General features: G+C 70.6%; 16 protein-coding genes and 1 pseudogene. 6 read left to right on the top strand and 11 right to left on the bottom strand.

Annotated features, from left to right (window positions below):
- Window positions 1-7: 7 nt before the first annotated feature.
- A complete protein-coding gene (locus TR48_RS13225) occupies window positions 8-346 on the bottom strand; it encodes a peptidase inhibitor family I36 protein (RefSeq protein ID WP_268873577.1) in 339 nt (112 codons plus the stop codon).
- A gap of 1534 nt (window positions 347-1880) precedes the next feature.
- On the bottom strand, window positions 1881-2045 hold the full coding sequence (locus TR48_RS13220; protein ID WP_042366415.1) for a hypothetical protein: 165 nt from the start codon (window positions 2043-2045) through the stop codon (window positions 1881-1883).
- 185 nt (window positions 2046-2230) lie between these two features.
- Between TR48_RS13220 and TR48_RS13215 the strand changes: the two genes are divergently transcribed.
- The gene (locus TR48_RS13215) at window positions 2231-2791 is read left to right on the top strand and encodes a hemerythrin domain-containing protein (protein ID WP_042366414.1); all 561 of its coding nucleotides are present in this window, start codon (window positions 2231-2233) and stop codon (window positions 2789-2791) included.
- Between the two features lie 132 nt (window positions 2792-2923).
- Here TR48_RS13215 and TR48_RS13210 read toward each other — a convergent pair whose 3' ends face one another.
- Window positions 2924-3184, bottom strand: a complete 261-nt coding sequence (locus TR48_RS13210) for a hypothetical protein (RefSeq protein ID WP_042366412.1) — start codon at window positions 3182-3184, stop codon at window positions 2924-2926.
- Window positions 3185-3342: 158 nt separating this feature from the next.
- On the opposite strand from TR48_RS13210, the gene TR48_RS13205 reads away from it, so the two are divergent.
- Complete coding sequence (locus TR48_RS13205) at window positions 3343-3693, top strand: helix-turn-helix transcriptional regulator (protein ID WP_042366409.1); 351 nt, start codon at window positions 3343-3345, stop codon at window positions 3691-3693.
- A gap of 117 nt (window positions 3694-3810) precedes the next feature.
- On the opposite strand, the gene TR48_RS44950 is transcribed toward TR48_RS13205, so the two are convergent.
- The 6 genes and pseudogenes from TR48_RS44950 to TR48_RS13180 all read right to left on the bottom strand — a co-directional run bounded on the left by TR48_RS44950 (window position 3811) and on the right by TR48_RS13180 (window position 7489).
- Window positions 3811-4203, bottom strand: a complete 393-nt coding sequence (locus TR48_RS44950; protein ID WP_369405576.1) for a DUF1206 domain-containing protein — start codon at window positions 4201-4203, stop codon at window positions 3811-3813.
- Window positions 4195-4299 (bottom strand): annotated as a pseudogene (locus TR48_RS46325) (DUF1206 domain-containing protein); the annotation flags it as partial. The gene TR48_RS44950 and the pseudogene TR48_RS46325, both read right to left, overlap by 9 nt.
- A gap of 24 nt (window positions 4300-4323) precedes the next feature.
- Complete coding sequence (locus tag TR48_RS43175; RefSeq protein WP_052442641.1) at window positions 4324-4731, bottom strand: SsgA family sporulation/cell division regulator; 408 nt, start codon at window positions 4729-4731, stop codon at window positions 4324-4326.
- A 401-nt stretch (window positions 4732-5132) separates the two neighbouring features.
- Window positions 5133-5555 carry an ATP-binding protein gene (locus tag TR48_RS13190; protein WP_042366407.1) on the bottom strand — a complete coding sequence of 141 codons (423 nt, stop codon included), beginning with the start codon at window positions 5553-5555 and terminating at the stop codon, window positions 5133-5135.
- Between the two features lie 92 nt (window positions 5556-5647).
- Window positions 5648-6472, bottom strand: a complete 825-nt coding sequence (locus TR48_RS13185) for a YhjD/YihY/BrkB family envelope integrity protein (protein WP_052442640.1) — start codon at window positions 6470-6472, stop codon at window positions 5648-5650.
- A 708-nt stretch (window positions 6473-7180) separates the two neighbouring features.
- A complete protein-coding gene (locus TR48_RS13180; RefSeq protein ID WP_042366522.1) occupies window positions 7181-7489 on the bottom strand; it encodes a hypothetical protein in 309 nt (102 codons plus the stop codon).
- 278 nt (window positions 7490-7767) lie between these two features.
- Between TR48_RS13180 and TR48_RS13175 the strand changes: the two genes are divergently transcribed.
- Window positions 7768-8028 carry a DUF5133 domain-containing protein gene (locus tag TR48_RS13175; protein ID WP_042366520.1) on the top strand — a complete coding sequence of 87 codons (261 nt, stop codon included), beginning with the start codon at window positions 7768-7770 and terminating at the stop codon, window positions 8026-8028.
- Between the two features lie 312 nt (window positions 8029-8340).
- On the opposite strand, the gene TR48_RS43170 is transcribed toward TR48_RS13175, so the two are convergent.
- Complete coding sequence (locus TR48_RS43170) at window positions 8341-8511, bottom strand: hypothetical protein (protein ID WP_161789817.1); 171 nt, start codon at window positions 8509-8511, stop codon at window positions 8341-8343.
- Between the two features lie 811 nt (window positions 8512-9322).
- Between TR48_RS43170 and TR48_RS13165 the strand changes: the two genes are divergently transcribed.
- Window positions 9323-9979 carry a hypothetical protein gene (locus TR48_RS13165; RefSeq protein ID WP_201777115.1) on the top strand — a complete coding sequence of 219 codons (657 nt, stop codon included), beginning with the start codon at window positions 9323-9325 and terminating at the stop codon, window positions 9977-9979.
- 434 nt (window positions 9980-10413) lie between these two features.
- Here the strand turns inward: TR48_RS13165 and TR48_RS13160 are convergent, their stop codons facing one another.
- Complete coding sequence (locus TR48_RS13160; RefSeq protein ID WP_042366401.1) at window positions 10414-12003, bottom strand: MFS transporter; 1590 nt, start codon at window positions 12001-12003, stop codon at window positions 10414-10416.
- Window positions 12004-12095: 92 nt separating this feature from the next.
- Between TR48_RS13160 and TR48_RS13155 the strand changes: the two genes are divergently transcribed.
- A complete protein-coding gene (locus TR48_RS13155) occupies window positions 12096-12725 on the top strand; it encodes a TetR/AcrR family transcriptional regulator (RefSeq protein ID WP_042366399.1) in 630 nt (209 codons plus the stop codon).
- Window positions 12726-13646: 921 nt separating this feature from the next.
- Window positions 13647-14156, top strand: coding sequence for an RICIN domain-containing protein (locus TR48_RS13150; RefSeq protein WP_084729322.1), 510 nt, complete (start codon window positions 13647-13649; stop codon window positions 14154-14156).
- Window positions 14157-14398 lie beyond the last annotated feature (242 nt).

Below are 14398 nucleotides of genomic sequence, written 5' to 3'. Positions count from 1 at the left end.
GAGCGCGTCAGCCCCAGAGGTGCGTATCGTGGTTCGCTGCCTCGTTGAGCGATCCCGCATAGCCCGGGACGAAGTTGACGTGCCCGCCCGTGTCCGTGGTGACCTGCACGTATTGGCCGGTGTTGTTGACGATCGAAGCGGCGTTGTCGGCGACCACCTGGCCGTAGCCCGAACCGTTGGCCCAGTGAGCGAACAACTTGCCGGACAGGTCGGTGTCGACAGGAAGCGTCCAGTTCTCGAACGAGCCCCAGCCGTTTCCCGGCGAGTTGTAGTACAGGCACACGCTCCCGCTCGGGCACGTCTCAACGCCACCTGGGCCGGCGGCGAATGCGCCCCCCGTCGCCATGCCCATCGCACCGAGAGCCAGTGCACCTACCGTCGCGAGCCTCGCCGAAAGACGTCCGATCCTTGCGCGCATAGAGCTTCCCCTCGGAGATTACGGTGCGTGAGTGCACAGGGGCCGAGCCGCGATCGCGCCCCTGCCGGGGCCCGACGACCAGCAACTGACGCCGTGGTTCCACGATCGACTGAGGGCACCCCGGCGACCAGGCTTTTGCGTGAGCATGCAAAAGGTCTGAGGTTGGGCAGCACCGGCAGAGGTGAGGGTGAGCGGGCGTCAGTCGGAGTCGAGTGCGAGTGCCACGGCGACGGCGACGGCGACGGCGACCGGGAAGGTGAGCACATACGGCTGCGGCTCTTCTCCATCCGCGGCCCAGGTGGTCACCACCTGGCCGGCGTCGCGCCTCCGCCCGGCTCGCCACTGGCCCTGTGCAGGGTGATCATCACCGCGTTCGAGCGGTTTCAGGCGCTGGCGAATCCGGGCCGACCAGCGACGACGCCCCACCGCGACGGCACACCCCGTGCCGGACCCCGACGCCCGGCGGCACGTCGGCCACGCCGGTGGGCATCGACCCGCGCGGGGACCGCCGCCCTGCACGCCGTCGTCCGAGAGGGGGCGAGTCGCGCTCAGGGCAGGGCAGAAGCTCCTGGGGCGGCCGGGCCGGGAGCACCGCCTCGGTACACGCCGCACGGGAGGAGCGAGGGATGCAGTTCCGTATGGTCGAGGAAAAGGCGGGGCCGGGCGAGCACGGCGACTGGCACATGGTCCGCGGCGACGATGTGCGGCCGCCCGATCGACGCGACCGGCCGCGAGCTGCCGCCGGACGACTGGGGAAGCCCGGAAGCGACCCCGTTCTGCCGCCGTTGCGGCTCGACCTACCTGCACGAGGTGAGCTGACTTCCCGTGAGCCGGGACAGCCCGAGCGTCACGCGCCCCTCTCGCCACCCGCGTCGGCGAGAGGCACGGTCTGGTTGAACCTGAGCCCCGCGCGGTCGCCGAGGGTCGAGGGTGGTGAGCCGGTCCAAGAAGTCTGTGCCCAACCGCAGTCGGGCTTCGGCCCCCGCTGCTCCAGCGGGGCTGTGCCGGGTCCGGGGTGTCGGGCAGGAGGCGACTGACCAGGGACAGGGCACGGCCCGTCGTGACGGGCGGAGGCCGTGCAGCCGGACCAGTGTTTCGCGGCCGGGGTCAGCACCGGCTCGGGGCGCCGTGCCAGTGCGGCGTCGACGATCGCTGTCGACGATCGCTGGCGCGGGCGCGTTCGGCGCTCATCGACCGAGCCGACAGGCACGCGGAGGCAGCGAACCAGGCGTCCTCGCGTCGTCGGTGGTCGCCGCGGAACCGGGCCGCTTGGTGCGATCCGGTGCGCATCAGGCCTGCTTCGCTCCGCCGAGTCCATCGTCGCCAGCGGGCCGACCCGGATGCTGCCCGCATTGTTGACGACCACGTCCAGGCGTCCGAACCGCCCTTCGCCGTGGGGCAAGCGATGCGGGGCGGAAGCCGCACCGGTGTCGGCTTCCGCCCCGCTCCTGGGTTCCGTCGGCTACCAGCGATACCAGCGGCCGCGGGATTCACCCGCGCCGCGGAAGAAGAAACCGGCGACCCACAGCACCAGCACCACGATCGCGACCCACCAAAGGATGTGCACCGCGAACCCGACTCCGCCCAGCAGCAGGGCGAGCAGAAGAACCAACAGCAAGGGACCCATGGTTTATCCCACCTCCTTGAAGCGCGTGTGCCCCCGGAGCCGCCCGGCATGCGCCTCGTTCCCCGGCACGCGGATGACCCGTTCGGCCCAGCCGGACGCGTGACCTCCGCCGGCCGGGGTTAGACGAGCAGGAGGACCGATCAGGTCCTCGCATCACATGAGTGCCTAACGACAGGAGCGTGACCGTGGGACACGGTGGGAACGTGATCGACGAACTTCTGGTGGACCACCGCGAGGTCGAGGAGATGTTCGACCGCTTCAACGCGCTGCCGCCCGGCCACCCCGGGCGCAAGGACATCGCGGACGAGTTCACCATCGAGCTTGTGCGCCATTCGGTGGCTGAGGAGATGCACCTGTACCCGGCGGTGCGTGAGCACGTCGCCGGGGGCGACCAGCTTGCGGACCGGGAGATCGCCGACCACGCCAGGGTCGAGGAGCTGCTGAAGAAACTTGAGGACCTGGACATCCACCAGCCGGAGTTCGACGCCACGGCCGCGCAGCTCATGACCGAGGTGAGCGCGCACGTCGCCGACGAGGAGGAGAACCTCTTCCCGGCGCTTGCCGCCGCCTGCACCGGCCCGGAGCTGGCCGAGCTCGGGGACAAGGTCCGCTCCGCGAAGGACAAGGCGCCCACCCGGCCCCACCCAAGCGCTCCGGACACCCCGCCCATGAACAAGATCCTCGCTCCCGGCGCGGGTCTGGTCGACCGTGCCCGCGACCTGCTCAGCGGCCGCGGGCGCCACTGAAGCCGGCACCAGTCGTCCGGGCGGACGCTGCGGGGTGCCCGTCGCCGCGGGAATCGTGGCCGTCCGCCCGGGGCCGGTCCCCATCGCGGGGCCGGTCACCGTCGCGGGGCGGGTCACCTTCGCCGGGGCCGGTCATGAGGCGGCCGCGGCCGCCGTCGGTGTCCCCGCCGCGACGGCGGGGCTGTACGCCAGGGCCTCTGCCGTGTCCTGCAGGGCGTTCCACAGATCGATCGCGTGGCCTCGCTCCACCGCCAGGCCGGCGTACTCGGGGTGGCTCTCGGAGAGGGCCAGGTAGGCGTCCAGCGCCTTCAGTGCCTGCTCGATCCCCCGCGGCGCCCCGCCCGGGTGCGCGTGCAGCCGCGCGGCCAGCGCGTTCAGTTCATCGCGGGTCACAGCGCCACCTCCCGCGCGGCGGGGATCGGGGCCGGGGGCGTCCACGGCCTGCCTGCGTTTGTCACCCAAAGGATCGCCCGCACGCCCGTAGGTGTCAAGCGTGACATGAAATCAGCGTCATGTTTGCGCTGTCACGACAGCAGCGTCATGCTGGACCCATGGACCACGCTCCCGCCTCGACCGGATGGACCTTTCTGACCAACCACGCCCGGGTGCTCGTCCAGATCGCCCGTGACCCCGGCATGCGGGTTCGCGACATCGCCACGCACTGCCTGCTCACCGAGCGCGCGGTCATGCGGATCATCGCCGACCTGGAGCGGGCCGGGTACCTGACCCACACCCGCGAAGGACGCACCAACCAGTACCGGCTCCTGCCGGGCACCCAGTTGCGGCACCCCGCCGACACCGGCCCGAGCGTCGCCGATCTCCTCGCCGTCCTCACCACGCCGAACGGATCCGCGCCTGGGCCGGCAGTGCAACGAGACGCAGGAGACGCGGCCGGGCAGTGAGGCCGGCCGTCCGTTCCCACGAGAGGCCACAGACCAGCCGCCGGGGGCCGGTCAGGTCGCCGTGACGGCTTGTGGTGCGCGCAGACGACAAGGCGGGACCGCCGCCCGGTCCAGCCGTCATACCCGCATCGCGGGGCGAACGCGGTAGGGGTGGCAGGGAGAGATTTGACCGGTCGTCATCGCGCCGGTCCCGGTAGCTGCCTCAGGAGGGCGAAGCGGCGTCCTGGTCTCGCCCGTCGCGGGGAGCAGGCGAACGCCGGCCACGGCCAGCGCCCTGGGGCCGAAGGACGTCCGGGCGAAGGAGCGCAGGGTGGCATCGAGTCCCTTGGCCCGCGCCGGGTTGTCCGTCAGCGCGGCCACCAGGGCGAGGAGGCCAGTCGCGGTGACGATCACCCCTCGGGCGGGGTGGCCGATCTGCCCCAGCCGCAGGACGGCCTCGCGGGTGGCCCGCGTCATCCAGCCGGTGCGCAGGCGCTCGGCGAATCGACGGCTCGCCGCACGGGCGATCATGGCCAGCCCGAGGCCGATCACCACGAGGGCCAGCGCGATCAGCAGGACGCGCCCGCCCGACGTGCCCAGCAGGCGGGCGGTGACGTCGTGGGCGCTGCTGTCGGACGAGGCGGGAGCGCGTCAGCGCTCCTGCAGTTGGGTCACCACCGCGTCCCAGTCCACATGGTCCGCTTCGCGGCCGCCGGGGACCAGCGCGTAGGTGTCGTTCAGAAATTCCCGCAGCGCGGCTGCACGCACGGTCAGCACCGCCGAACCTGTGCGGGTGCGCAGTTCGAGCACCGTCGACCGTCCCTGTGGCCACACGCGCACGTCGCCCTCACCGCAGGGAGCAGCCAGACCGTCGAGTAGGAGCTCGCGGCCGACCACCCAGCGAGCAGGTCGTCGGTCCGTCACCGCTTCGCGAGGGAAGTCGATCGCCACCTGCCAGGGGGTCTCGCTACTGTACGTCAACTGCAGCGGGTAAGGGGATGTGTGGCCGGCGAGGGAGAACGGCGCAGAGTGGCTGATTCTCGCGGGGAGCTGCGGCATCGGAGGGTTCCTTCCCAGGCTCGTCCGTCCGGGAGAAGCCGGCGGCTTCATCCGTCTACCCCGCATTCCGTGATCCACGCCGCGCTGTTGGGCGGCACGCGGTCCCCATCCACAGCAAGGTGGCGCGCTGGGCGCTGGGCGGTCACGTACGTCCTGCTGGCCGGTCAGCACGCTGGGCTTGTCCGATGGAACGAGGCACCTTGCAGGAGGTACCTTCCAGCCAGTTCCCCACCCGCCGAATGCCTGTGCCGAACTGCGCCGCCACGTCCCGGGCCTGGTTCTCGACGCGGAACCGCAGCGCGCTCACCAATCCGACCCGTGCCAACGGCACGAGCGGGCAGGCGCTCCCGGCGCGGTGGCTATCGGGGTTCGGCATCGGGCCGCGAGCGCTGTCGCGCGTCCTACGACGGAAGCGGCCCGGAGACCGCGGAGGGCGGGTGGAAACAGGCGGTGACCGTCTTGCCGTCCGGCTCCGGGGAGGTGTGCCAGTGGTCGGCCACCGCCTCCACCAATGCCAAACCCCGCCCCCCGAGCTCCTCCGGACCCGACTCACGTGGCCGCGGCAAACCAGGATCGTGGTCATGCACGCTCAGGTGCAGGCACTGCCCGTCCCAGGTCAGGACCAGTTCCGCGTCGCTGCGCGCGTGCACGTGCGCGTTCGTGAGCAGCTCTGACACCGCCAGCACCACCGCGTCCACGATCTGCGGAGCGCTCTGGTCCCAGCCCAAGGCCGACAGGTGGTCGCCCGCCCACGCCCGCCCGGCGCGGATCCCGCCTCGCACGGGGAACCTACGCGCCCATCCCACGGCCCCGACCTCGGCCACCTGGTCTCCTTCCGCCCGCCGCTGCGCTCGGCGGGCGTCTGCCCCCGCGGCTCCGAACACATGCGGGCACTCGGACAAGAGCCGATGCGCCATCATTCGGTCCGCCCAGGTGGCACGGTGATCTCGGGGCCGGCATCTCCTTCAGGCGCCGCTGTCCGCGGGTCGGGGTGGGTGAGGACGCGGCCGAACAGGGCGCCGGCGTAGATCGTGTAGCCGACGCCGACGAGCCAGGACACCACGACCAGGACCGTGCCGATGGTGCCGTAGGAGACGGCGTTGGCGACCAGCAAAGGGGCCAGCACCCAGGTGGAGAAGAACCACAAGCCGACCTGAGCCAGCACGGTCGCGACCGCTCCGGCCAACAGCAGTCGCCACTCCACGCGTGAGGCGAGGAGGAGCCACTGCAACCACCAGAACACCAGCACCCCGCCCACCACGGTGACCGCGATCCGCAGCCCCGGCTGCAACGCCGTGCCCCGGCCCGGGCTGCCGCTCCACGCCGCCGCGAGGAGGTAGCCCACAAGGCCTGCCAGTGCGACGGCCTGACGAGCGGCGCTGTGCCACGGCCCGCGGGCCAGGTCCCAGATGCGCTCGAACGCGCCCTGGACCGCGGCCATCAGCGACACCCCGAACACCGTCACCGCCGCCACACTGCCCGCGGTAGTCGTGCTCAAGGTGCGGCCGCTGCTGGTGAACAACTGCCGCACCGCCTGCGCGCCCTGCCCGGTCAGTCCCATCGCGTCGGTGATCCACTGCGCCAGCCCCGCGCCGCGAGTGGCCGACGCCGCCGCGATGATCACCAGCAGCGGCATCAACGTCACCAGGAACAGCGCGCCGAACGCCATTGACCGCTCCAGCAACTCCACCTCCCGCCCCCGACGCCACACCTCACCCAGCCGGGCCACCACCGTACGCACCCCCGCTCCTCCCCTCGGGCCGCCGACGGACCGTCAGTCGCCACTCATGTAGCAGCGCCGACGAGCACACAGGGCGCTGACACCCCTGTACACAGCGCGATCTCTCGTACGTTTGCCCGAGCGTCATCCCGGTCAAGCGCACCCTGTCGGCGGTTTCGCGGACAGCCCGCCGACGCCGAGGGCCGGGCCGGCCCCTCCCCCGAGGCCGCGCCCGCCCTCCCGGGTCGGGCCCCGTGCCAACCCCTGTGGCACGGGGCCAGACCGTTGTGCTCGTCGCGACGAGGCGGGCCGGGCAAGGAAGGCCGGTCACCCTCCGCATGTCAGCCCCTACGCCGTCCTGCTCACCAGTCCCCCTACGTGAGAGGCCGCGACCGCCCCGCGCCCGGACCGCCCACGCCAGCGGGGCCGCCGGAAGGGCGGCGACGAACCACAGCCGGACCCGTGGCGCCTCCCAATGCAGGGGCCGATTCAGCTGCCGGCGGTGTAGCCCACCTTCTGGCCACGGCGCAACCGGGAGATACCGAACGCCGCGTCACTGCCTCAGCCCGAAGGCGGAGCGACAGGCGGCTGGTGGCAGTCGGCTGCCCGCCGCGTCAGACGCGGCGAGCAGCCGGGCCCGTCAGTAGTTCTCACGGCTGACGCCCCCATGAGATGCGATCCCCTCGGTTGCCTTGTCAGTCATGAGATGCGATCCCCTCGGTTGCCTTGTCAGTGCAGGGGGAGGGCGCGGTAGTAGGCGCCGATCTGCCGGTGGTACTCCGGGTCGTTCTCGTGGCGGTCGCGGTGGAACTCAGGGGCGTTCTTGATCTCGTCCTGGCGCCGGGTCACGTGCACGACCTTCTCGTCCGCGTCGATGGAGGCGATGGTGCCGGCCGGCAGCAGGACGTGCTTGCCGAAGATCCACACGCCGGTGTCGACCACGATCTGCCCGGCCTCCGCCTCATCCTCATCCGTGTGCTTGTCGACTTTCCCGATCCGGCCGTCGACGGCCTCGACCGCGAACCCGGACAGGTCCATGCCCGCCTCATAGCCGCAGTCCTGTCGGTAGGCCCAGATGCCCGTCGCTTCCACGAGGTGATCCTCCTGCTCCAGTGCTGTGCGTTGATCGGGCGTCAGGGGCGCCCACCGCGCGCCTGCCCGGCCACCCGGCACTCCACACGCAACCGTGAGGTGTCCAGGACCGCACCAAGTCCTCAGTGTTGGTGCGCATGCGCAGCACCGGCCCGGGGCACACGGCCGTTCGGGCGGTGATCCGAACCGCCGCGCAGGCTGAGCAATCGGAGGGGTTGGTCCACGTGCTGATGGCGCATCCGTCGGTGCTGAACACGCTGGTCGAGAAGTACGCGGCGCTTGCCGCTCTGGGTGCTGAGCTCGGCGATGAGCAGACACGCCGGCGCCTGGAGGACGTCACCTACACGCTGTGCGTGGCCACCGGCACCCGCGACATCGACAGCGCCCTGGCTGCCGCCCGCCACCGCCTCCCGGACGCCCGCACGCTGGACGACTCCCCACTGACCACCCGGCAGCAGGAGACCGTCCTGCCCGTCGGCTCCTGACCTCTCGCCTTGGCGGCGGGGCTTCGATCTGCCCCGGTAGGGCGCACAGCAGGGCGGGGGCTTCATCGGCTTCGGCAACCCGCTGGGGTCGGGGCTAGGCCGCCCCACCCCGCACCCGTTGCGTCGCGATCAGTGCTTGAAGGTGTCCTTGACCGCGTCCTTACCGCATCCTTGGCGTGCTCGCCGACCTGCTGACCAGGGCTTCGGCGTAGTGGGCTTCGGCGTAGTCGGATTGCGTCCGGTCTGTGATCGCCGGAGGGTCGAGGTGTGCACCATGAGCAGCCGAACACGGGGTGGAGAATCCGGTCAGCCTCAGAGCGGTTGGGCGACTGAGACGGTGACCCAGTGGCCGAAGCGGGCACGCAGGTCGTCCTGGGCGCGGGCCAGGTTTCCGCTGACGCCTACCTCCACCACGCCGCGGGCGAAGCTCACCGCTGATCCGTCGCCCACCATGACGATGCTGTAGCCACTCGTGTGCCCCATCAGTGCCACGACACGGTGGCGGGTGGCCGCCAGCTCGCTGATCGAACGCGGCGCGTCGCGCAGGGCCACGCGGACGCTCAGACCCAGGTGTGCGAGGGCGGCGTCGAAGCCGCCACCCCCCGGCTTCCGTTAGACGATGACGCGACCGTCCGGAACGTCCACCATCAGGCCCGTAAAGACGTCCTGGTAGGAGCCGCCCAGGCGTGAGACCGCGTCCGCTGCCGTGTCCAACTGCTGCTGGTTCGGTCGACCCGGGCTCGGAGGAGGGCTTGCGGGGACGGCGGACCCGGCGGCACTCGTCGGCGCGGGAGCGGACGGCACGACACTGGTCTGTTCAGCGCAGGCTGCGCAAGCCAGCAAAGCGGTCAAGGCCAGACTGACAGCAGTCAGGTGTATCCGCGTTGGGGTACGGGGCATCGATCCAGCCTCACTTCATCGGCGACGGCTGGTGATCGTACGCGGGCGCGAATCGGGGTGCGCAAGAAGGCGGCCAGCGCTCAGCCCGGCTGAGTCAGCCAGCGTCCGCCGTGAGCCGCGTCGCCGTCGGCCTCGCCGCACCCGACCCAGCACGGGGTGATCAATTCCAAGGGGTAGCGGACCTAGGCTCAGATCTCACTCAAGTGCTTCACCTGGATCGCTCGCTCGCGGCAGGCTGAACACGCGAGATGCGACGAGCCCTCGTTGACACTCCCCGGCGAGGGCCAATCACTACGCCCCACGGGGCGTTGATCAGTACGCTGGCTCACCGACCATCAGATCGTTTTGCCACGGCGAGGGCGGGGGCTCCGTGTCGGATGCAATGCTGAATGTCGTGATCGGGCTGATCACGAGCGTCGTCAGCGGCGGGTCCGTATGGGCCTGGAAGCGTGTGAGCACCGCTCGCATCCTGCATCGGAGGCAGGCACTGCTCGGCCTGCGGCCCGGTGCACCGTGCGTCATCATCCTGAACAGCCACTGGGAGATGCCCACCGTCACCGAGCACGGTGACGTCTACGCGATCATCGAACTTGCGATGCTCGCCGAGGAGTCAGGGTGCGGATTCTCCCTCGTTGCCGCAGAAGCGCCTGAGCTGAACGGGGATCGCACCGAACTCAGCATCGGTGGCCTGGGATCGAACCGGCGCAACGTCGAGTACTTGGCGAGGCACCTGCCTGGTGTGAAGGTCAACCAGCGTGGCGACTTCACGGTTGATGGTCAGCGCTTCATCCACAAACAGGGACGAACGGACCATGCACTGGTCGCGAAATTCACCCCTCCCCAGTCGGAACGGCCGGTCCTCATGATCATGGGGCAGTCGGCGATCGCCAACCGCGCGGCGGTGCACCTGCTCAAGCGCGACTACAAGAGTCTCGCAAGGGAGGTCGAGTCCCTCGATCGATTCTGTCTCATGCTGCGCGTCGATGCGGCGGATACCTACGGCTACCAGGCCGTCGAAGTCGCTACCGACCTGTCGGCTGTCGCGTTCTAGCGCAGTCACGCTCCTGCAGAGGCCGGTTCGGCCAGCCAGCGCCCTCGCGGGGCTGACCATGCCTTTCACGGAACTCGCGCCAGAACCAAAAGTTGCTGACCGCTGACAGCCCCGCCCCCGGCACCCCCGACCGAGCAGGCGGCTTGACCTCCAGCCCCTGAGATGATTGGCAACCGCGCCGTGCGGACCGGACTCCCCCGGCCCGGGGATCTCCGCGTAGAGACACGGTGCGCCTCGCACATGACCCCGCCCCACCCCCTGGAACGCCACATGCCCGCCGCACGACTGCGGGGGGCACGAAGACGGAGCGGTCGACCTGTTCAGCCGGCGGGGTCCCGGGGGCCGGGTCTACGGCGAATGCAGCGGAGCCGGAGATGTCGAGGGTCTTCGATCGCGAGGGGCTGATCTGCTGGGTGTTCCGGATGCCTTCCGGTTCAGCGTGCGGCTCGCGTCGGACTGGCAGGTCCTTGCTGTGTGAGGGAAGGCCGTCGGCGGTCCTGGGTCGGCTGTGGTGTGGGCCGGGTACCCAGCGGGACGGAGGGCAGGGCGAGGGCGCACAGTGAACCTGCTGCGCAGATTGCTGCGGCTACCACGCAGGCGGTGTGGAATCCGGTCATGAAGGCGCTCTGCACCGAGCCGAGCAGCGTCTGTGCGCCGACGCCTGCGGACCGGGCGGTGGCCAGGGCCGTGGCAACGGACTCCTTCGCGCCGTGCAGTTGCTGCGGGGGAAGGTGACCGGTCAGCAGGGTGCTGAGGCGGCTCGCGTACAGGGAGGTGAAGATGCTCCCCAGGACGGCGACGCCGAGAGTGCCGCCGGTTTCGCGGGTGGCGTCGTTGACCGCCGAGCCCAGGCCTGCCTTGGCCGGGGGCAGCACGCTGAGGATCGACTCCGTCGCCGGCGCGGTGGTCATGCCCAGTCCCAGGCCCATGAGCACCATCTGACCGACCACGGCGGTGTAGGGGGTGAACGTCGGTGACGCGGCGATCCAGGCGAACGACGACGCGAGCAGCAGCAGTCCGGTGACCACCACCGCGCGGGTTCCCAGGCGGCCGGCCAGCAGCACGCCGCCGACCGATCCCGCGGCGATGGTGACGGCCACGGGCAGGATCCGCACGCCGGTGGACAGGGGTCCGTAACCGCGGATGAACTGGAAGTACTGGGTGACCAGGAAGATGAAGCCGAACAGGGCGAAGAACGCGACCGTCACCGAGCCGCTCGCCGCCGAGAAGGCGGGTGTTCTGAACAGCCTCAGGTCGATCATGGGCCGGGCGCGGTGGCGTTCGATGGCCACGAACACCGCGGTGAGCAGCGTCGCGCTCGCGAAGCCCGCGAACGTGGCGGGCGAGGTCCATCCCCGGCCGGGGGCTTCGATCAGGGTGTAGACGAGGATGCCGATCGCCGCCGAGGAGGCGAGGAGGCCGGGTGGGTCAAGTCGCGCCTGGCTTGGGCTGCTCGACTCCGGAACCCAGCGCCAGGTCGCGGCCAGCGCTACCGCGCTGGCCGGCACCAGGGCGAGGAAGACCGATTGCCAGCCGAAGTGGGCCAGCAGCAGGCCGCCGCACACCGGGCCGACTGCGACGCCAAGGCCGGTGACGGCGCCCCACACCCCGATCGCGCGGGCCCGTTCCCGGCGGTCCGGGAAGCTGTTGGTGATGACGGAGAGCGTGGTGGGGAAGATCAGCGCCGCGCATGCGCCCATCGCGAAGCGCAGTGTCACCAGGGCGCCGGGGGTGTCGACGAGGGAGGCCGCGGCGGCGGTCAGGCCGAATCCGGCCAGGCCGGTCAGCAGCGCGGGACGGCGCCCGAATCGGTCCCCAAGGGAGCCGGCAGCGAGCACCAGGGTGGCGAAGGCGAGGTTGTAGCCGTCGACGACCCACTGCAGATCGCTGGTGCCTGCGTGGAGTTGCCGAGCCAGGCCCGGTAGGGCCACGTTGACGATCGTGGTGTCGAGGTTGATCGAGAAGGCCGCGAGGCACGCCGTGATCAGGACCAGGTACCGACGGGAGGGGTGGATCGAGAGCATCGCTGCCCCCTGTCGCTCAGGCGAAATGTTGACAGTGGGTACATGTGCGACTATCCGCCTCAAAGTGGACACTGTCAACAGAAGGAGGCCGCATGCCCACCCGCCCCGCCGACCGATACCACCACGGCGACCTGCGCAACGCCCTGATCGAGACCGGCCTGGAGATGGCCCGCACCGGCGGTCCCGACGCCGTGGTCTTGCGCGCGGTCAGCCGCTCGGCCGGGGTGTCCCACAATGCCGCGTACCGGCACTTCGCCGACCACGAGGACCTCCTGGCGGCCGTGTCGGCCCGCTGCCTGGACCGCCTCGGGGCACTCATGCGCGAACGCGCGCAGGCCGAACGCCACGAGGACCCGGTCGAGCGCGCCTGGGCCCGCCTGGGGGCCATCGGCCGGGCCTACGTGGATTTCGCCCGCGCCGAGCCAGGATGGTTCCGCACCGCATTCCGGCCCGCCGCCGTCCCCGCGCCCAACGCACGGGGGAGGTCCGCCGACGATCTGGCCGCCGACCATCCCTTCGCCCAACTCGCCGCATGCCTGGACGACCTCGTCGCCGTCGGCGCCCTGAGCGCAGAGCGGCGCCCGGACGCGGAGTACGCCGCATGGTCCGCGGTGCACGGCCTCTCGGTCCTCCTGGTCGAAGGCCCCCTGGCCGAGCTCGCCGATTCACGCGCCCTCGACATCACCGAAACCGTCCTGACCGTCGTCAGCCGAGGCCTGTGACACACGTCCACACGGCCGCCCATGCGCAGCGCACCCGACGGATCCGCCCCTGCGCACAGTGAGCCACGTCCGCACCGTCCCCGGCCAGCGCAGCGCCACCGCCGCCCCGATCCCCCTGCTTCCTCCGGTTACCAGCGCCACCCTGCCGTCGAGGGCTGCCGCCCCGCCGCTCGTCGTCATCTGCGGAGAACTCCTGACTCCTGACTCCTGACTCCTGCCTCGGGCCTCGGGCCTCGGGCCTCGGGCCTCGGGCCTCGGGCACATCCTCAACCGGAACGCCTCCGGGTCCGGCGGAATTAGACGTCGCGTTCGGCCGCCGGAGCCGGTCCGGCCGCAGCGCAGCCGGTTGCCACCGCCACGGATCCCCGGCCGGCACGCCGAACGCGCCGCGGGTCCGGTGCGGCTCGCACGGCATCCGATGTCCCACGGCCGACAAGCAGGTGGAATCGGTGGACGGCTCGCCCCGGACATCAGCCTCGAACAGCCGGATCGTGGCCGCGCGACTGATCCGGCTGGTCGTCCTGGAGGAGCTCGATTTGAGGGCCGGCGACAGGGTCGAGTGGCTCGACTGCGGCTCCGACGTTTGGGGGGACCCCCGACGTAGTGATGGCCCTGCCGGACGGGGGGATGCCGACAGGACCATCGCTCGGATCTTGGCGGAGCGGATGCCTCCAATCAAGGCCGACACGCGGTGGCCCGCAGAAAGCCGTGTCGCCGACGCTCCGCGACGGGCCCGCAGCTGCGAGCCCACGAACCCATCGGCACGGAGTCGAGTGCCCGGCCTGGAAGGAGGGGCCGGAAGCTCGACCGAATTGGAACGTACACGACACGCTGCTGCTGGAGTAATCCCGGCCGCCCGGCGGCCCGCAGCCTCAGGCTGAGGTGACCCGGACAAGGGCTCCGGAGAATAGGAGATTCGACATGCGTGCTTCCCTCAGGGCCGGTTGGCGCTGCCTGACCGTGCTAGCGCTTGCCCTGGGCGCCGGGGCGGGGGTGCCAGGCACCGGCGTGGCCGCGTCCGCCAACGGAACGGTCCACATCGTGACCTTTGCCGACAGGTGCTTCGACGTGGCCAGCGGCAGTCTCGCCAATGGGGCTGCGATCCAGCAGTGGATCTGCACCGGTGCGGCCAACCAGCAGTTCCGGATCGAGGACGTCGGTGATGGCCAGTACGAGATCATGACCTTCGCGAACAAGTGCCTCGACGTACCCAACGGGAACAGCGGGAACGGGGTGCCGATCCAGCAGTGGACATGTACCGGCGGGTACAACCAGCGCTTCACCATCAACCCGCTGCCCGACGGGCAGGTCGAGTTCCGGACCTTCTCCGACAAGTGCCTCGACGTGACGGGCTTCAACAGCCAAAACGGCGCACGGATCCAGCAGTATGCGTGCACCGACGCGTACAACCAGCGCTTCTGGATCAAGTAACCGCCCGGTCGGCCTGAACCTGTCCCAAGCCCCCGGACCGGGGACTCGACAGCCTCGCATCAGGTGCGCCCCCAGGACAAGTTGGTGGCCACGTACTTGAGAACGATCAAGGCCGAGTCGGGCCGCCGACCGAGTTCGTCGGCCTCGGCATGAGGGCCTCCCTCGAGGCCCCCACGTCCCACCCACCCCAGCAGTTCCGTTCGGCGAACGGTCACCGTGACCGTTCGCCGAACGCCTCCGCC

This window comes from Streptacidiphilus neutrinimicus (assembly GCF_000787815.1).
GTDB lineage: Bacteria > Actinomycetota > Actinomycetes > Streptomycetales > Streptomycetaceae > Streptacidiphilus > Streptacidiphilus neutrinimicus.
Note: the sequence above shows the minus strand (reverse complement) of the source record. Positions and strands in the feature narration are given on the sequence as shown.